Source organism: Chitinimonas naiadis (genome assembly GCF_054780835.1).
Genome location: NZ_BAAGVO010000009.1, coordinates 60,470 through 79,362, shown reverse-complemented (window position 1 = coordinate 79,362; position 18,893 = coordinate 60,470). Strand labels below are relative to the sequence as shown.

13 protein-coding genes are annotated in these 18,893 nt (G+C 63.6%); 3 read left to right on the top strand and 10 right to left on the bottom strand.

Features of this window, described 5'->3' with window-relative positions:
• Positions 1-12: 12 nt before the first annotated feature.
• The 3 genes from ACYVHK_RS23495 to ACYVHK_RS23485 form a co-directional block, all read right to left on the bottom strand.
• Positions 13-2,661 carry a TonB-dependent receptor gene (locus ACYVHK_RS23495; RefSeq protein WP_460537275.1) on the bottom strand — a complete coding sequence of 883 codons (2,649 nt, stop codon included), beginning with the start codon at positions 2,659-2,661 and terminating at the stop codon, positions 13-15.
• 386 nt (positions 2,662-3,047) lie between these two features.
• Positions 3,048-4,154, bottom strand: coding sequence for a protein kinase family protein (locus tag ACYVHK_RS23490; protein WP_460537273.1), 1,107 nt, complete (start codon positions 4,152-4,154; stop codon positions 3,048-3,050).
• Positions 4,155-4,306: 152 nt separating this feature from the next.
• On the bottom strand, positions 4,307-5,488 hold the full coding sequence (locus ACYVHK_RS23485) for an MFS transporter (RefSeq protein WP_460537271.1): 1,182 nt from the start codon (positions 5,486-5,488) through the stop codon (positions 4,307-4,309).
• A 261-nt stretch (positions 5,489-5,749) separates the two neighbouring features.
• Between ACYVHK_RS23485 and ACYVHK_RS23480 the strand changes: the two genes are divergently transcribed.
• Complete coding sequence (locus tag ACYVHK_RS23480) at positions 5,750-6,646, top strand: ROK family protein (RefSeq protein ID WP_460537269.1); 897 nt, start codon at positions 5,750-5,752, stop codon at positions 6,644-6,646.
• A 14-nt stretch (positions 6,647-6,660) separates the two neighbouring features.
• On the opposite strand, the gene ACYVHK_RS23475 is transcribed toward ACYVHK_RS23480, so the two are convergent.
• The 5 genes from ACYVHK_RS23475 to ACYVHK_RS23455 all read right to left on the bottom strand — a co-directional run bounded on the left by ACYVHK_RS23475 (position 6,661) and on the right by ACYVHK_RS23455 (position 13,018).
• Positions 6,661-8,418 (bottom strand): ABC transporter ATP-binding protein, encoded by a 1,758-nt coding sequence (locus ACYVHK_RS23475; RefSeq protein ID WP_460537267.1) that lies wholly within the window; start codon positions 8,416-8,418, stop codon positions 6,661-6,663.
• A complete protein-coding gene (locus ACYVHK_RS23470; protein ID WP_460537265.1) occupies positions 8,408-10,150 on the bottom strand; it encodes an ABC transporter domain-containing protein in 1,743 nt (580 codons plus the stop codon). Before ACYVHK_RS23470 ends, ACYVHK_RS23475 begins: the two co-directional genes overlap by 11 nt.
• A 155-nt stretch (positions 10,151-10,305) precedes the next feature.
• Positions 10,306-10,581: a translation initiation factor IF-1 gene (gene infA, locus ACYVHK_RS23465; protein WP_460537262.1), complete on the bottom strand. Its 276-nt coding sequence runs from the start codon at positions 10,579-10,581 to the stop codon at positions 10,306-10,308.
• A 553-nt stretch (positions 10,582-11,134) separates the two neighbouring features.
• A complete protein-coding gene (locus tag ACYVHK_RS23460; RefSeq protein WP_460537260.1) occupies positions 11,135-11,761 on the bottom strand; it encodes a LysE family translocator in 627 nt (208 codons plus the stop codon).
• Between the two features lie 3 nt (positions 11,762-11,764).
• Complete coding sequence (locus ACYVHK_RS23455) at positions 11,765-13,018, bottom strand: MFS transporter (protein ID WP_460537258.1); 1,254 nt, start codon at positions 13,016-13,018, stop codon at positions 11,765-11,767.
• A 100-nt stretch (positions 13,019-13,118) separates the two neighbouring features.
• On the opposite strand from ACYVHK_RS23455, the gene ACYVHK_RS23450 reads away from it, so the two are divergent.
• Positions 13,119-14,009 (top strand): LysR family transcriptional regulator, encoded by an 891-nt coding sequence (locus tag ACYVHK_RS23450; protein WP_460537256.1) that lies wholly within the window; start codon positions 13,119-13,121, stop codon positions 14,007-14,009.
• Positions 14,010-14,087: 78 nt separating this feature from the next.
• Entirely contained in the window at positions 14,088-14,960 is an 873-nt protein-coding gene (locus tag ACYVHK_RS23445; protein WP_460537253.1) for a S1/P1 nuclease, read from the top strand.
• 75 nt (positions 14,961-15,035) lie between these two features.
• Here ACYVHK_RS23445 and ACYVHK_RS23440 read toward each other — a convergent pair whose 3' ends face one another.
• Both ACYVHK_RS23440 and aceA read right to left on the bottom strand, forming a co-directional pair.
• The gene (locus tag ACYVHK_RS23440) at positions 15,036-17,213 is read right to left on the bottom strand and encodes a malate synthase G (RefSeq protein WP_460537251.1); all 2,178 of its coding nucleotides are present in this window, start codon (positions 17,211-17,213) and stop codon (positions 15,036-15,038) included.
• 284 nt (positions 17,214-17,497) lie between these two features.
• On the bottom strand, positions 17,498-18,796 hold the full coding sequence (aceA, locus tag ACYVHK_RS23435; protein ID WP_460537248.1) for an isocitrate lyase: 1,299 nt from the start codon (positions 18,794-18,796) through the stop codon (positions 17,498-17,500).
• Between the last annotated feature and the right edge of the window lie 97 nt (positions 18,797-18,893).

Below are 18,893 nucleotides of genomic sequence, written 5' to 3'. Positions count from 1 at the left end.
TACGCGTTCGACTTACCAGAACTTGTAGTTGACCGAGGCGTAGTAGAAGCGGCCGCGGGCGTCGTACATTGCGGTATCGGTACCGGCGGCGTAGCCGGCAACGTAGACCGCTTCGCGGTTGAACAGGTTGCGGATGCCGAAGCGCAGTTCGGTGTTCTTCAGGCCGCGGTAGCCGACTTGCGAGTCCACCGTGGTGTAGGAAGCGACCTTGGTCTGAGATTCGGCAGCGCCGGCGCCCAGGTAGTCCGCGCTGTAGCTGCTGGTGTAGTTGACCTGCGAAGCCACGTTCCAGGTGCCCTGGGTGTAGTCGAAGCGGCTCTGGCCCTTCAAGCGCGGTACGGCGACGTAGTAGAAGTTGTTACCAACCTGGTTCACCACTTCGGTGCCGTCAGCACTCCACTGCTTGAACTTGTTGGTATAGGTCAGGGACAGGCCGCTGCCGAACTTGGCACCGTTAGGCAGGGTCCACTTGCCGTTCACTTCGAAGTCCACGCCGGACAGGTCCTGGCGGTAGGCGTTGTAGTAGCTGTTGCGGACATAGATGATCGAGCCAGGTACGCCATCCACGGTCGGATTGCGGATCACGTTCGGGCTGTTGTTGTCGATCAGGGTCTGCACATCGCTCTGGGTGATGGCATTGGTCTTCTTGATGCGCCAGAAGTCCACGCTGGTGTTGATGTTGCCAGTCGGTTCCCAGACAAAGCCCAGGTTGTAGTTCTTCGACTCTTCCGGCTTCAGGGTGTAGCCGGCAGCGACGGAGCCGCCGCTGCGGACTTCGATCAGGCGGGTGTCGCAATCGACGGTCACACCGGCGGCGCAGCGGGCGGTGTCGGTGTAGTCGTTGAAACCGCCAGCCTGCTGGGCTTCATACAGCTGGAACAGGGTCGGTGCCTTGAAGGCGGTACCGTAGCTGGCGCGGACCAGGAAGGACTTGGTCGGCTGGAAGCGCAGGGCGACCTTCGGGTTGGTGGTGCCACCGAAGTCGCTGTAGCGGTCGTAGCGGGTCGCCAGTTGCAGTTCCAGGCTATCGAACACCGGGACGTTGAATTCGACGAAGGCCGACTTCAGGTTGCGGTCGCCGTTGGTGTTGGTCGAAGCCGAACCGGTCTTGAGGCCTGCCGCGCTGATTTCATCGGCGTGGGAGCTCATTTCTTCCTTGCGGGCTTCGCCGCCGAAGGCCATGGCCAGCGGGCCGGCCGGCAGCTGGAACAGCTCGCCGCTCAGCTTGAAGTCGAACATGGTCAGCTTGGATTCGGAGTGATCCGAGCCGATGTAGCGGGCGGCGTCCATGCCGGTCTTCTGGTTGCCGTACATATTGGCGGCACCGCTGACGATCAGGTCGGCCAGCACGTCCTTGCGGACTTCATTGTTGTTGATCGTTTCGACCTTGGTCTTGCTCTGGGTCAGGGCGGTTTCCCAGCTCCAGTCATTGAACGTACCCTTGATACCGACCAGGGCACGCAGCGAGTCGGTGGTGATCTCGTCGTTACGCGGACCGTATTCGGTGATACGGGTGTTCATGTACACCTTGTCCGGGTTGCCGGCAAAGTAGCCGGCCGGCGCGTGGACGGCCAGTGCGCTGGCAACCAGATTGCCGGTGGTGCCGGCGGCGAGACCGCGGTAGGCATCGACCGACAGGAAGTCGTTTTCGGTACCCAGGGCGGAGGCGCGGCCCTCGACCGTGGTCTTGTTGCGGTTGAAGGCCAGCTCGGAGAAGGCCTTGATGTCCGGGGTCACGGCGAAGGTGCCGACCAGCAGGCCGCCGGTGCGGGTCTGTTCCGGTTGCAGCTGTTCAACCAGGCTGAAGTCGTAGCGGCAGACGCCGGCGCGGATGAATTCGGCCGGGCAGTTCGGGCCGGCCTTGGGTACGCCACCCGCAGTGGTGTAGTAGTTGCCGTAGTCGCTATAGCCCGAGCGGCCGTCGTAACCTGCGGCGAACTGGCCGCGATGGTCGAAGGACTTGGTCAGGTCGCGATCGCGGAAGTAGATGGCATCGGTCTTCGAGCCTTCCAGGGTCAGCATCACGTTGTAGCGGTCTTCGACCAGGCTGCCGAAGCCGATGGTGGCGTTGGCCTTGGTTTCCTGACCACCGGCGTCGCCATAGGCGCCAACACGGAAGTTGGTCTCAAAACCTTGATAGTCCTTGCGGGTGACGATGTTCAGCACGCCGGCGATCGCGTCAGCGCCGTACACGGCAGACGCGCCATCCTTGAGGATCTGGATCTGTTCCACGGCCGACAGCGGCAGCGAGTTCAGGTCGACGAAGGCCACGGCGCCATCGGAGCCGCTTTGCTGGGCGCCACCGTAGGCTGCGATGCGACGGCCGTTCAGAAGGACCAGGGTGTCACCGGCCGACAGGCCGCGGAAACCGACTGCGGACGCGCCGGAAACAAAAGAGGCGCTGGACTGGGTCTCGAAGGAACCACCGCCGGCAACGCCATTGTTCTTCAGCAGTTCGGCGACGGTCGAGGCGCCGGTCTTCTGGATTTCTTCCTTCTTCAGGATCACTACCGGTACGGGGCCTTCCTTGGCCACGCGCTTGATGTTCGAACCGATAACTTCGATTTTTTCAGCTTGCGCGGCGTCTGCGGCGAAGGCGGACAGGGTCATGCCGGCGAAGCCCATCAAGGCAACAGCCGAAGCGATTTTCTTCATTTGCATCGTAGATCTCTCAAACTTAAAGCGGGAACGGCACGGCCGTACAGCAAGGCGCTTGCCGATATTGCAGAACGAGGAGGGCCCGGCGTGCTACCTCGGCTGGTCGCCAGCAAGGTATTGACCAAGCGTGAAACTGAACCACACCCAAGGGTCTTATCTGGGTGCGGGATCGGATGGTACGGAGCCGCTATAGCACGGGCAATCCGCAAGTGACTGATTTATTATATAAAATGGAAATATAAGTAAAAACTGATTTTTAACCGTGAATTCTGTAAATAAGCGTTATCTGTTGTAAATTGCATCAGGAACTATTCGCTTTTTCGCAACAACAAGAGATATTTGGATGAAATGCCTTGCCATTTTCGTACGGTTGCGAAAATGGCAAGTCGCTATCTCGGCAGGGCCCCAGTGATCTGAAAACCTTCGGCCTGTTTCCTGAAGGCCTCATAGCGGCTGATCAGGCTCTTGCGGGTGCTGGCGCCGGATTCATGCTGGAGTGCGTTACTGCCGAGCAGCGCGTCGAACTGGTGGCGCAGGGCGTTGAGCATCCAGTCGCAGCGTTCCAGCGTACGCGGCGTGCAGGTCTGGCCACGCAGGTCATCATCCAGATCCAGGCTGTGCGAACGCCAGCCTTCTTCCCAGAACAGGGCTTCAAATCCACTTTGCAGACGCTGTCGCCAGTGCTTGGTAATGCTATCCAGCCAGCCCAGTACGTCGGCCGTGGCACCCATGCTGGAGAGGTCCGCACGCAGGCGACGATAGGCCTCGTAGGCGATTTCCTTCTCCAGCCGGAATGCGGCCAATGCGCTGTCCTGGCCATCGGTCTGTTCCAGAGTCAGCAGGTGGGCGAAGTAATTGCGCGTCTCGAAACGTTCGGCCAGGTGGTACTGGGGGGCGTCGTCGCCCTGGCTGGCGGTATTGAACTGACGCAGCGGGTCAAAACGGTACATGTAGCCGAAGTCGAACAGCCAGAGCTGGCTGCCGTCGTCGATCATGTTGCCGGCGCTGTAGTCCCATTCGAAAAAACCATGCCGTATCAACTCGCTGCCACTGTCGAACAGTTGCAGCAATTGGCGTTCATCCCAGGCTGTCGGCGTGCTGCCATCGAGCCAGGGCGAGAGAAGGATACCGTCCAGCCAGGAACCATACAGCGCCGGGGTGATACCACGAAAGCCGCCCTGCTTTTTCTGCAGCGCCGCGATCTCGCCACGGCGTTGCAGTTCGTTCAGAAACGAGGTCTGGCCATCGAGGTTCTGTACCAGGCAGGCGGGACGTGCTTTTTTCAGTGCATAGTCGGTGCCACCCAGATGCAGCTTGAAAACCTGTGCCGTCAGACCTGATTCGATCACCGCCTGGATACTGCTGCTGTTGGCATCGAGTTGTGCCAGTTTGGCAGGCGGCAGGGGGCTGGCAGAAGGGTGGCCGATTTCAAGGCCCTGCTGGCTGGCAATGAAGGCCAGCTGATTGCCGTGACGGGTACTGTCGAGGGTGGGCATGCCGGTGCTCTGCGATGGATTGGAGCGGATGATAGGCAGGTCGGCCGACTTGTCGCAAATCAGGGGTGGTAACGAAAACGGCTACCCGAGGGCAGCCGTTCAAGTTGGATGGCAGCGCCGGCAATCGTCACCGCAGCGGGCTGGCTAGCCGTTCAGGCGCTGGCCTCGACCAATCGGGCCTGCGACCTGTGGACCCGCCGTTCCAGGAGTGCGGCACTGATGGTCAGCAGCAGGCCGGCCAGCGCGGCAAGGGCGGCGATCAGCGGCAGATGGCGCAAGGCAGTGCCCTGGCTGATGGCGGCGCCACCCAACCAGGCCCCCAGGGCGTTGCCCAGGTTGAAGGCGCTGATATTGAGCGTGGAAGCCAGGCTGGACGCCGATCCTGCCTGGCTGACCACCCGCGCCTGCAAGGGCGTGCAAGCGCCGAAGGCGATGGCGCCCCACAGTACCAGTGTGATGATGGCGGGTACGGTATAGGCGCTGGCGTAGGCGAACAACACCAGCACCAGGGCTATCAGGCTGAAGCCACCCAACAGGGAGGGCATCTGCTTCCAGTCGGCCAGGCGGCCACCGACGAGGTTGCCGACGGTCAGGCCGAGGCCAACCAGCAGCAGGACGCCGCCGACGTGCTGTGGCGCGATGCCGCTGACCTCGCGCAGGATGGGCGAGATATAGGTAAACAGGGTGAACATGCTGGTCGAGGCGAGGACGCTCATGCCGAGTGCCATCAGCACTTGCCGGTTGCGCAGGACACCCATCTCCTTGATCAGGCTATCGTCCTGGCTACGCGGCTGGCTGGGGACCCAGCGCAAGACGGCCAGCAACGCCACGATGCCGATCACGACGACGCCCGCGAAGGTGGCACGCCAACCGGTGGCCTGGCCGAGCAGGGTACCCAGCGGCACGCCCAGCACGTTGGCGAGCGTGAGGCCGGTGAACATCATGGCCATGGCCTGTGCGCGCTTACTGGGTTCAACCAGGCTGGCGGCCACCACCGCGCCGATGCCGAAAAACGCGGCGTGGCAGAAGGCGGTGACGACCCGCGCCACCATCAGCAACATGTAATTGGGCGCCAGTGCGCAGCCCAGGTTGCCTACGATGAACAGGACCATTAGTACGGCCAGCGTGGACTTGCGTGGCAATCTCGCAGTGAGCAGGGCCAGGATGGGACCGCCGATGGTGACGCCAAGCGCATAGGCGGAAACCAGCATGCCGGCAGCAGGAATGGTGACGGCCAGGTCGGCTGCGACTTCCGGCAGCAGCCCCATGATGACGAATTCGGTCGTGCCGATGCCGAAAGCCGCAATGGCCAAGGCTAAGAGTGGCAGGCCCATGGTTGGCCTCCATGGTGATGAGGCTGCACTGTAAGTTTCCTGAAAGTTTTATCGGTCGAATGGTACGCCCGATTGCTGCGCTGCAACAACCGCGTTGCCATTGGGGCCATCGACCAATGGCCGATTTGCCGGGCATGGTGCGGCTTTACCACCAGATAAGGCATCGAGTTTGAAATCGTTTTCATAAGGCCGGTGCCGAACTATGATGTTTGGCAATGCCAGCTGCTCAGGCCGGCGATCTACGAGTGGAGAGTGAAAACTATGGGCGAGCGTGTCGTCGTCAGTTTCGATATTGGCGGTACCAATCTACGCGCGGCCAGCGTGGCCCTGGATGGGCAAGGCTGGCGCCTGATCGATCAGCAGCGCCGGGCCACGCCCAACCATCTGTTGTTGCCGGCTACACCGGCAGCACAGCGGCTGGAGGATGTATTGGGGTTTATCGTCGATTACGCCGGGACGGCGCGCAGCCGCTTCGGGGCATCGGCCCTGGCTGCAGCCTTTCCGGGGCCTATCCAGGGTGAGGGAACCGTACTGGCACTGCCGACGATGTGGGGACCGGATGGCCAAGCGTTGTGCCCGATTGACCTGGCCGGCATGCTGGGCCAACGGCTGCAGGGCATGGCGATCAAGGTCATGAATGACGTCACCGCGGCGGGTTATCGCTTTGTGGCGGACGGAGGGGATTTCGCCCTGTTCACGCTCGGCTCGGGTATCGGCCTCAAAGTCTTTCTCGACGGTCAGCCTCGGGTCGGGGCGGGCGGGCTGGGCGGTGAGCTGACCCATATGGTGTTCGACCCCAGCCCCGATGCGCCGCTCTGTGATTGCGGCGGACGCGGCCATCTCGGGGCGCTGGCTTCCGGCCGGGCCTGGCAGCGCGGTGTTGCTGCGGCGCAGGCGGCGGGGACGGAGCTGGATCTGCTGCGCTTTGCGGAGCCGCTGGCACGCGCCGTCGCCATGCTGCATTTTTCGCTCGGGCTGGAGCGCTTCCTGTTTGCTGGCGGCTTGTCCGAAGGGCTGGGAGAGGTCCTGCGCGTGGCCATCGTCGCCAACCTGCCGAAGCAGGGTTGGGACGTGGGCCAGGACTGGGACCTGATGGTGCGGTTAGCCCCCGCTGACGACGCCCACGCCTTGGTCGGCGGGGCGCTGGCCTATGCCTGAGCGTGGCTGAGGCGCTAGTCGCCCAACTGCTGCAGCAGGTAGAGGCGCTGGTAGATGCCGCCTTCCTGGCTCATGAGCGCGTCGTGGTTGCCCAGTTCGGCAACCCGGCCGTGGTTCAGCACCACGATCTGGTCGGCATCGCGGATGGTGGAGAGCCGGTGCGCGATGGCAATGATGGTCACCTGGCCGCGCAAGGCGGTCAGCGCCTGCTGCACCACCTGTTCGGTTTCCGAGTCGATATGCGCAGTGGCTTCGTCGAGGAACAGAATGCGCGGCCGGCCGGCCAGCGCCCGGGCGATGGCGATCAGCTGCTTCTGGCCGGTGGACAGGCGGGCGCCGCCTTCGCCGAGCTGGGTGGCGTAGCCTGCCTCCAGGGCGACGATGAAATCGTGACAGCGGGCGGCGCGGGCGGCGGTCTCGATCTGCTGGTCGGTCAGCGGCCGACCCATGGCGATGTTGTCGCGCACGCTGGCGGCCAGCAGGAAGGGTTCCTGCGGGACCAGGCCGACATCGGCGCGGAAATCATCGTCGCTGAACTGGGCCAGCGGGATGCCGTCGATGACGATGCGGCCGGCCTGGGCCGTGTAGAAGCGCAGCAGCAGGCTGAGTAGCGTGGATTTGCCGCTACCGGTATGGCCGACAATGCCGAAGAAGGCGCCGGCCGGAACGGTCAGGCTCAGGTCGTGGATGACCGGGTTCCCGGCGGCGTAGCCAAAGTGAAGATCATGCAGTTCGACTTCGCCACGGCTGATGCGGGCATGGCCGCCCATGACGGTCGGGCGCGGTTCCTGCAGCAGGGTGTTGACGCGGGAGGCGGCGACGATGGCCTGTTGCAATTGGCTGAACTGCAGGGTGATCTGAATCAGTGGGTCGACCACCCGGCCGATATAGCTGACGAAAGCGTAGAGCACCCCGACCTCGATCCCGCTCAAGGGGCGGAGGCTGAAACTGTGGATGACCACCACAAGCAGGATGACGTTCAGCAGGTCCAGCATGGGCCGCAGCAGCCAGGCGTTGGCACGCAACTCTGAGCGGCGGGCGCCGTAGTGCTGCTGGTTGGTGCGATCGAAGCGGGCGTTGAAGCGTTGCTCGGCGTTGCTGGCCTGCAGTACGGCCATGCCGGCAATGCTCTCCGCCATCTGGGCGTTGATCTCGCTGCGCAGCTCACGGGCCCGGCTGACCGCCGGCGCGCTGAATCGCTGGTAGAACCAGACGATCACGATGACCGCCGGCAGCATGACCAGCACGATCAGCATTAGCCGCCAATCGAGCCAGGCCATGGCGAGCATGGCGCCGCAGACCACGATGCTGCTGTCCAGCATGACGAACAGCACCTGCACATAGAGGTTCTTGACCTGCTCGGTGTCATTGGTGACGCGGCTGACCAACTGGCCGGTGATGGCCCGGTCAAAGAAGGCCATCGGCAGGCGCAGCACATGGCCGTAGACCTCTTCGCGCAGACGGCGCACCGAGCGCATGGCAACGCCGGCGAGGCGGGTCAGTTGCAGGTAGCGGATGACGCTGGCGCTGCCGCCGACCAGCAGCATGCCGCCAAGCAGGCCGACGATGGCACCCCAGTCGAGCAGGCGGGGGAGCAGATGGCGGTCGATGAACTGCTTGCCCAGCAAGGGGCCGAGGGCCTCCAGGCCGGCGGCGAGCATCAGCCAGCCGGCGCCCTGCCAGAGGTGGCGATGTTCGGGTGCCGCAGCACGCCGCAGCAGGCTGATGGCCTGGCGCGTGTTCTTGCTTTCCGGCATGGGCTTAGAGGGCATCGAGACTGGCCTCCAGTTGTTGGTAGCGCCACTGGCTGGCATACCAGCCGTCCTGCGCCAGGAGCTCGGCATGATTGCCGGCCTCGCTGACCTGGCCGTGCTTGAGCACCAGGATCTGGTCGGCGTCCATGACGGCGGACAGGCGATGGCTGACGATGATCACGGTGCGATTGCGGCGCTGGTCACGCAGGTGACCGAGGATGTCGGTCTCGGTCTGGGTATCGACCGCCGACAGGGCATCATCCAGCAGGAGCAGCGGCGCGTCGGTCAGCAAGGCGCGGGCGATGGCCACGCGCTGACGCTGGCCGCCGGACAGCGTCACGCCGCGCTCGCCGACCGGGGTATCGTAGCCTTCCGGGAAACGCAGAATATCGTCGTGAACCGCAGCCAGCCGGGCGACGGCTTCGATCTCGGCGCGGCTGGCGTCTGGCTTGGCAAGGGCGATGTTATCGGCCACCGAAGCGGAAAACAGAAAGGGTTCCTGCGGCACCCAGCTCATGCCGGCATGTAGTGATTCGAGCTGGTAGTCGGCCAGCGGCACGCCGCCCCAACGGGTGCCGCCGGATTGGGCGGCGTATTGGCGCAGGATAAGCCGGACGATGCTGGACTTTCCCGACCCGGTCGGCCCGACGAGACCCAGTGTCTGGCCCGGCGGCAGGCTGAAGCTGACCTGTTGCAGTGCGTCGCTGGCCTGGCCGGGGTAGCGCAACCGGACCTTGTCGAAAGCCAGCGCGCCAGGCGCAAGGGTGGCGACCGTACCGTGGTCCTCGATGCTGAGCGGGGTATCGAGTATGGGTTGCAGACGGCCCCAGGCGGCGCGGCCGCGTTCCAGCAGCGACAGTACCCAGCCGGCGGCGAACATCGGCCAGATCAGCTGGCCGAGATACATGGTGAAGGCGGTCAGCTTGCCGATACTCAGCGCATCCTGCCAGACCAGATAGCCGCCAGTGCCGAGCGCCAGCAGGCTGGCGGTGACCAGGGTCAGGCCGACGGCAGGCTCATAGGCAGCCTCCCAGCGCTGGGCTCGCAGGCTGGCGTTGGCGGCGCGCTCGGCCAGGGTGGCAAACTGCTCGGTACTGCGTGCTTCCAGCCCCAGGGCGCGCAAGGTACGTACACCGGACAGGCTCTCCTGCACATGGTCGTTGAGGTCGCTGAAGCGCTCCAGGGCATCGCGGCTGGCGTGGTGGATGCGTTCCGAGATGCGCCAGAAGGCCAGCGCCATCAAGGGGAACGGTAGCAGGGCGACCAAGGCCAGGCGCCAGTCTATGCCCAGCGTCATCATGGCGATCACCATGAGCAGTGTCAGGCTGCCGTCGAAGCCGGCCAGCATGGCCTCGCCGGAGGCCATTTCCACCGCGTCGACATCGTTGGTGGCCAGGGCCATCAGGTCGCCGGTGCGTTGTTGCTGGTAGAAGCTGGGGCCTTGCAGCGACAGGTGGCGATAGAGCCGGGTACGCAGTTCCACGCCGAGGCGGAAGGAGGCTGCAAACAGTTGCAGACGCCAGCCTACCCGCAGGAAGTAGATGCCGATGCCGGCCAGCAGCAGGCTACCCAGCCGCCAGGCCAAGGCGTCGCCGTGCAGCGTGCCGGCCACCAGGCCATCCACCACGGCGCCGACCTGACGTGGGATCCACACGGTCAGGAGGCCGATGACGGCCAGCATCAGCGCGGAGAGCACATAGGGGCGCCAGTTCTGGCGGACGAACTGGCCGATCAGGCGCGTCAGGGTCATGCAGGGGACACCTTGTGAGTGTGGACCGCGAGGAGAGCGGGCATTCTAGCCAGCCACGGGCGATGGGGTGCATCGGTGCGACGACCTGCCTGATGGCCGGCTGAAATGCAAAACGGCACCCTGGAGTGCCGTTTCTACAAGTGGGGCCAAGCGGCTTAGCGCCGGTTGTATTGCCCCGGGCGGCGTGCGCCACCGGCGCCTGGTGCGCGCTCGTCCTTGTGGCGGAAGCTGACACGTGCCTTGGTCAGGTCGTACGGGGACAGCTCGACCGTTACCTTGTCGCCCTCGAGGATACGGATGCGGTGCATGCGCATCTTGCCCGAGACGTAGGCGATCAGTTCCATGCCGCTTTCCAGCTTCACGCGGAAGCGGGTATCTGGCAGCACTTCGGTGACAACGCCTTCCATTTCAATCAGTTCTTCTTTTGCCATGCTCGATAAATTCTCCGGCGCATCAAGGCGGCCAGTGGCACGCTGCAACACGCTTGGTTAGTAGGTCTGCTTTTAGGACTGCCGCGTTGCCGCAACAGGCTCAGACATAAGGTAAATGCGGCAGGTGCTGTCCACAGCGCGACGTGCGCTGTCCCTGCATGGCGGTAGTACGGGCTTGCTGGATGCTGTGCTGACTGCGCGAGGCAGGGTCATGGCAGCGTCCGGATGAGGCAGGCCGGGGCCTGCCTCGATGCTGCTGTACGCCTACCGCTGGCAATGGGCGCACAGATCACGTCACTGCCCATTATACAGGCTTAGCGCAACAAGCTCAGCCTATATCTAACGCCCCTTGTCAAGCCCTTGCTGCAAGCGGGATTGCCGCTTTTGCGGGCTTCAGACAGCGCGCGCAGCTAGCGGAATTTGGCCCTGTTGCCGCAGTGGCAAGGTCCAGAGCCAGCGTGGTGAAGTCGCGAGGCCGAGCACCGGGATCGAGATCGTAGCGCGCAGCCGTGGGATGCGGCGCGGCGTTCTAGCTTGAGGCGAGCGTGCGACGTCAGGCGCGCTTGAGACCCAGCAGGGCGAAGCCGAGCAGGATGAAGCTGCCGCCGGAAAAACGGCCGAAGGCGCGCGAGCGCAGCATGCCGACGAAGCGCGTACCGGCGACCGATGCCAGGCTGGCATAGCTCATCAGTGCGCCAAAGGAGAGTGCCATGATGGTCAGGGTCAGCAACAGGAACTGGCCCATAAGCCCGGTCGTAGGCTGGATGAATTGCGGAAACAGGGCCGTGAGGAACAGGATGGCCTTGGGGTTGGTCAGCGCGAGTAACAGGCCTTCCCGATAGAGGGCATGGGGAGTCTGCACTTCGCTGCTGCGCAGCTCCACCGATGCGTTGCTGCCGGCATTTCGCCATTGCTTGATACCCAGATAGACCAGGTAGGCAGCGCCCAGCCATTTCATGATGCCGAATATCAGGGCCGAGGTCTGCATCAGCGCACCCAAGCCCAGCATGCTGACACTGGCAAGGCAGAACAGGCCGCTGATGTTGCCAAAGGAGGAGAGCAAGGCGCGACGCCAGCCGTGGTTGGCACCGTTGTGGATGGCGAGCATGACGGCAGGTCCGGGCGTGAAGACGGAGACCAGCGCGACCGCGCAGTAGGCCAGGTAGAGCGATAAGGGCATGGGTCAGGACTTGGGTTCGAGTTTGCGCAGTTGCAGAGCGATGCCGAGACAGGCCAGCAGGATAGCACCAAGCAGGGCGGCGACGCCGTGCCAGCCATCCAGAGCCCACATCAGGCCGGAGGCCGAGCCGAGCAGACTGGAGCCAAGGTAGTAGCTGGTCAGGTAGATGGAGGAGGCGAGGGTCTTGGCACGCGTTGCACGACGACCTACCCAGGAACTGACGACCGAGTGGGAGCTGAAGAAGCCGAAGGTGAACAGCGCGATGCCACCGATCACCAGTGGCAGATTGTCGGCCGCGGTCAGGCACAGGCCGACCAGGGTCAGCAGCACCGCCAGCCAGAGTACCTTGCGACGCCCCAGCCGATCTGCGAGCTGGCCGGCCCAGGCAGAGGAGAACATGCCCACCATATAGAGCGAGAACACCAGGCCGATCAGACTGGGACGCAGACCGAAGGGGGCGGCGCCGAGGCGATAGGCCAGATAGTTATAGAGGCTGACGAAGCAACCCATCAGCAGGAAGGCCAGGAGGAAGAACCAGGGCAGGCCGCCATCCGTCAGATGGGATTTGAGGTCGGTAAGGAACTGGCGGCCATCGAAGCGGCCCGGCTGGAAATGGTGCGACGCAGGCAGGCTGCGCCAGAACAGCGCGGCACTGGCCATGCCGACCAGGCCGAGGACGGTGAGGGCGATGCGCCAGGAGTACCAGTCGCCAAGCACCGAGGCGATCATGCGACCACACATGCCGCCGAGGGCGTTGCCGGCGATCAGGAGGCCGATGGCCCGGCCGAGTGAGGCGGGATCGATCTCCTCGCTCAGGTAGGCCATCGCTACTGCCGGCATGCCCGCCAGGGCCAGGCCCAGCAAGGCGCGCAGCAGCAGGATGCTGCTGTAGTCCTGAGCCAGCGCGGCCAGCAGGTTGAGCAGTGCGGCCAGGCCCAGCGACCAGAGCATCACCGGGCGGGGACCAAAGCGCTGCGCCAGCATGCCGGCGGGTATCAGGCCCAGGGCCAGCAGGCCGGTGGATACCGACACCACGCCGCTGGCGGCGGCCGGCGAGAGGCCGAAATCATGCGAGAAGGCCGGCATCAAGGGTTGCAGGCCATAGAGGTTGGCAAATGCGGCGAAGCCACCAAAGAACAGGGCGCGGGTTGCGGCCCGGTAAGCGGGCGTGCCGGCTACCGCGCGCGGGGCCATCGGCACGTCATCGGGCAGGGCGGATGGCGCATTGAGCGGAGAGACGGCAAGGCTGGCTGGCATGGTGGCATGACGCGCTACGAGGGGATGAGGCGATGCTAGGACTGCTGCTACTATGTGTCCAATAGATGTTTCAGCATGAATTCATACATAGGAAATATGAATGGAGCTTCGTCATCTGCGCTATTTCGTCACCGTAGCCGAGGAATTGCACTTCACCCGTGCCGCGGAACGGCTGCATATCGGCCAGCCACCGTTGAGCCAGCAGATCCAGGCACTGGAGGCGGAGCTGGAGGTGCAGCTGTTCAGCCGCAGCAAGCGCCGGGTGGCACTGACCGACGCCGGCAAGCTGTTCCTGCAGCGCGCGCGCGCCATCCTGGCGGCCACGGCCGCCGCGAGCGAGGAAGCCCGCCGGCTGGCGCGTGGCGAGGTTGGCGAGCTACGGATCGGTTTTACCTCGACCCTGCCCTTGACGCCCATCCTGCCTGCCGTGGCGCAGGATTACCGGCAGCGTTTTCCGCATGTCACGCTGCGCCTGCGCGAGATGTACACCGACGACCAGTTCCAGGCCCTGCGTCGCAATGAGCTGGATGTCGGCTTCGTGCGCTATAGCGCCACCGAGCTGCCGCCTGGTGTGGTCTGCCAACCCTTGCGGCGTGACCCCTTGCGGCTGGTGATCTCGACCCGCCATCGTCTGGCCGACCTGGCTTCGGTCTCGTTGGCGCAGTGCCGCGATGAGGATTTTGTCGGCTACCCGCCCAGCGCCGGTACCGGCCTGCGTGCCATTCTCAATCTGCTGTGCGCGCGGGCGGGGTTCCAGCCGCGGCTGGCGCAGGAGGCGGGCGAGGCCATTACCCAGATCGGCCTGGTTGCGGCCGGCTTTGGTGTGGCGGTGCTGCCGGCACCGCTCGACTGCGTACAGATCGATGGTGTGCGCTACCTGCCGCTCGAAGACGAAGGTGCCTTCCTGACCATGGCAGCGGCGACACGCAGCGACGAGCAATCGCAGCTGGTACAGCACTTCATGGCGGGCTTGTTGCCCTTAATGGAATAAACAGTATGCTGTGCGCCGCCATGGCGGCGTCACGTATCTCAGCTAGGCTGTCGCCCATCCCGTATTCCCTGTCGGAGCATGACCTTGAAATTCCCTTATCGCCCTTATGCCCTTGCTCTCTCGGCCATCCTGGGCCTGGCCGCCATGCCGGCCCAGGCCTGGCATGACGAGGGCCACCGTATTGTCGCGCGGGTGGCCGATCGCTTCCTGACGGACAAGACCCGCGCCGAGCTGCGTCGTATCCTGGGCTCGAACGATGTACCGGGTAGCCTCGCGACCGCCGCGATCTACCTCGACGACCACAAGCCCATGCTGGCCAGCCAGCAACCGGGCTCGCCGACCTGGCACTACGATGATTTGGAAATCTGTGGCGAGCAGCGCACCAATGCCTTCTGCAAGGACGGCGCCTGTGCCTCGGGCGCGATCAGCCGCCACATCGCCATGCTGGCCGATCCGGTCAATCACGACGGCATCAAGCTGCAGGCGCTGCGCTATGTCAGCCATATCATCGGCGACATCCAGCAGCCGCTGCATGCGTCGGACAACCACGATCAGGGTGGGAATGCGATCCGTCTCAATCCGGTGTTCGAGTCCTATGGTTTCTACGACAACCTGCACAGCCTGTGGGATGGCTACTGGGTGAAGAAGGCCATGCGCGTGAGCAAGCTCAAGGAGGCCGATTTTGCCGACATGCTGGCGACCCGCTACCAGGCCAAGGCCACCGAGTGGAGCAGCGGCAATGTGCAGGACTGGATACAGGAGTCGCACAAGCTGGCCGAGACGGTGACCTACGGCAAGCTGCCAGACTGGAGTTGTGGCGCCGCACCGAGCAAGGAGAAGCTCACCCTGGACAAGGACTACCTGACAGTAGGTGATGAACTGGTGCCCGAGCAACTGTTCAAGGGCGGTGTGCGCCTTGCCAGCGTATTGAATGCGGCCTTGGGCAAGTAGCCCCTGAGCCCCACCCAAAGACAAAGCCCCTGACCAGCGACGGCAGGGGCTTTGTCTTGGCCGGCGTTGGCGGTTTTATCTGGCCAGGCTGGCCTTGGCCTTGGCCTTGAGCCGGCTGCGATGCAGTACCGGTTCGGTGTAGCCGTTGGGTTGCTTGACGCCTTCGAACACCAGCTCGCAGGCGGCCTGGAAGGCAATGCTGCCTTCGAAGTCGGCGGCCATCGGCGTATACAGCGGGTCAGCGGCGTTCTGGCCGTCGACGATGGCTGCCATGCGCTGCATGATCTCCATCACCTGGGCCGGCTGGGCGATGCCATGCCGCAGCCAGTTGGCGACATGCTGGCTGGAGATACGCAGCGTGGCACGGTCTTCCATCAGGCCGACGTTGTGGATATCCGGCACCTTGGAACAGCCGACGCCCTGATCGACCCAGCGAACCACGTAACCCAGGATGCCCTGGCAGTTGTTCTCCAGTTCGGCCTGGATATCGGCTGCTGACCAGTCGGTGTTGGGGGCCAAGGGAATGGCTAGGATATCGTCCAGGGCGGCTCGCTGGCGCTGGGCGATTTCCAGCTGGCGTGCCGCTACGTTGACCTGGTGATAATGCAGTGCATGCAGGGCCGCACCGGTAGGTGAGGGTACCCAGGCGCAATTGGCACCGGCATTCGGGTGGCCGACCTTGGTGGCGACCATCTCGGCCATCAGGTCGGGCTTGGGCCACATGCCCTTGCCGATCTGGGCGCGACCCTTGAGACCGCACAGCAGGCCGATATCGACGTTCCAGTTCTCGTAGGCGGCGATCCAGCGTTCTTTCTTCATCGCCTCCTTGCGGACCATGACGCCGGCCTCCATCGAGGTATGGATCTCGTCACCGGTGCGATCCATGAAGCCGGTATTGATGAAGATGGTGCGTTCGCGCGCCTGGCGGATGCATTCCTTGAGGTTGACCGTGGTGCGCCGCTCCTCATCCATGATGCCGATCTTGAGCGCGTTGCGCGGCAGGCCGATGGCGGATTCGACCCGGGCGAACAACTCGACCGCGAAGGCGACTTCTTCCGGGCCATGCATCTTGGGTTTGACGATATACATGCTGCCGGTGCGCGAGTTACGCAGCTTGCCGTGGCCCAGGATGTCGTGCTTGGCGATCAGGGCGGTAATGGCGGCATCCATGATGCCTTCGAACACGTCGCTGCCCTGGTACTGGATGGCCGGGTTGGTCATCAGGTGGCCGACATTGCGCAGCAGCATCAGCGAGCGACCGTGCAGGCGCAACTCGCCGCCGCTGGCGGCATGGAACACGCGGTCGGCGTTCATGCGACGGGTGACCGGTTTGCCACCCTTCTCGAAGGTGTCTTCCAGCGTACCCAGCATCAGGCCCAGCCAGTTGCGATAGACCTCGATCTTGTCCTCGGCATCCACCGCGGCGACGGAATCTTCACAATCCTGGATGGTGGTGACGGCGGCCTCGAGGCACAGGTCCTTCACATGGGCGGGGTCATCCTTGCCGATGGGATGGTTGGCATCGATCTGTATCTCGACATGCAGGCCGTTGTGCTTGAGCAGGATGCTGGCCGGCACCGGTGCCGAACCGGTGAAGCCGACAAACAGGGCTGGGTCCTGCAGGCCGGTCTCTTCGCCACCCTTCAGGGTGACCCGCAGCTTGGCATCCGCGACGGTGTAGTGGGTGACATCGCTATGCGAGCCGCTGGCCAGCGGAAAGGTGTCGTCCAGGAACTGACGGCCGAAAGCAACCACCTTGGCACCACGGACCGGGTTGTAGCCCTTGCCCTTGTCGGCGCCGTTGGCTTCGGGAATGACATCGGTACCGTACAGCGCGTCGTACAGCGAACCCCAACGCGCATTGGCGGCATTGAGCGCATAACGGGCGTTCTTGACCGGTACGACCAACTGCGGACCGGCGAGGGTCGCGATCTCGGTATCGACATTCTCGGTCTCGATCTGGAAGTCCGGCCCTTCCGGTACCAGGTAACCGATCTCGGTCAGGAAAGCCTTGTAGGCCGACGCATCAAACGCCGGATTGGCCTGATGCCAGGCATCAATCTTCGCCTGCAGCGCATCGCGCTTGGCGAGCAGGGCGGTATTGGTCGGCGTCAGATCAGCAACGATCTGCTCGAAAGCAGACCAGAAAGCTTCATTTTCAACCCCGGTGCCCGGAATGATCTCGTCGCGCACCAGCGCGTAAAGTTGTGCATCAATGGCGAGCGCACCATGGGTGATACGGGAAGTAGTCATAGCAGCCCCTCTAGGCGGGTATGTGCGCGAGGACCTAAGCCGGCCTGGCGTAGTACATATCTGTATATGCGGGCGCTTCAGGCAACAACGCCGCCAAAGCTCGAAGAGCGAGGCGGCGTTATCACGTGGAGCGTGTCACTGACGAGTGGCAGCGAGGCTCCCCTCCGTGAGGAGGGGCAGGGGGAGGCGAGATATTACGGGACTGACCCGACGACTCACTGCAGGTCAATCTCGACCGGCTTTGCCGGGCGCGTAATGCACGTCACCCCAACCTCAAAACCAGGTCAGTGAAACTGCTCTTCCTCAGTCGAACCGGTCAGCGCGGTCACCGACGAACGACCGCCCTGGATCACGGTGGTGACATCGTCGAAGTAGCCGGTGCCGACTTCCTGCTGGTGGCTGACGAAGGTGTAACCACGGTCGCGGGCGTTGAATTCCGGCTCTTGCACCTTCTCGACATAGGCCGACATGCCACGGGCCACGTAGTCCTGGGCCAGATCGAACATGTTGTACCACATGGAGTGGATACCAGCCAAAGTGATGAACTGGTACTTGTAGCCCATGGCGCCCAGCTCGCGCTGGAACTTGGCGATGGTGGCATCGTCCAGGTTCTTCTTCCAGTTGAAGGAAGGCGAGCAGTTGTAGGCGAGCAGCTTGCCCGGGTGCTTGGCGTGGACGGCTTCGGCGAACTTGCGGGCGAATTCCAGATCCGGGGTACCGGTTTCACACCAGACCAGGTCGGCGTATTCGGCGTAGGCCACGGCGCGGCTGATCGCCTGCTCCATGCCCTTCTTGGTCTTGTAGAAGCCTTCGGCAGTGCGCTCGCCGGTCAGGAAGGGCTTGTCGTTTTCGTCGTAGTCGCTGGTCAGGAGGTCGGCAGCTTCGGCGTCGGTACGGGCGATCACCAGTGTGGGTACGCCGTAGACGTCGGCAGCCAGACGGGCGGCGACCAGCTTCTGGACGGCTTCCTGGGTCGGGACCAGCACCTTGCCACCCATGTGGCCGCACTTCTTGACCGAGGCGAGCTGGTCTTCGAAGTGAACGCCACCGGCGCCGGCGCGGATCATGGACTTCATCAGTTCGTAGGCGTTCAGTACGCCGCCAAAGCCGGCTTCGGCATCGGCCACGATAGGCGCGAAGTAGTCGACGAAGTCGTTACTACCTTTTTCGATGCCCTTGGCGTGCTGGATTTCATCGGCGCGGCTGAAAGCGTTGTTGATACGCTCGACCACGGCCGGTACCGAGTTGACCGGGTACAGCGACTGGTCGGGGTACATGGCGGAGTAGCCGTTGTTGTCGGCAGCAACTTGCCAGCCGCTCAGGTAGATGGCCTTCACGCCAGCCTTGACCTGTTGCATGGCTTGGCCGCCGGTCAGGGCGCCCAGGCAGTTGACGTAGGGTTCGTTGTTGACCAGTGCCCACAGCTTTTCGGCACCACGACGGGCCAGGCTGTACTCGTTCTGGACGGAGCCACGCAGGCGCTCGACGTCGGCAGCGGTGTAGCCGCGCTTGATACCCTTCCAGCGGGGGTTGGTATCCCAGTCGTGTTGAATGGCTGCAATGCGTTGTTCGCGAGTCGACATATCTCTTATACCTCGTTGGGCGGCATGCCCCGGCGAGCCGGTGGCACGCAAATCATTGGGGAGTTAGCTCGGGAGGGGTTCGCGGCCTTCAGCGAAC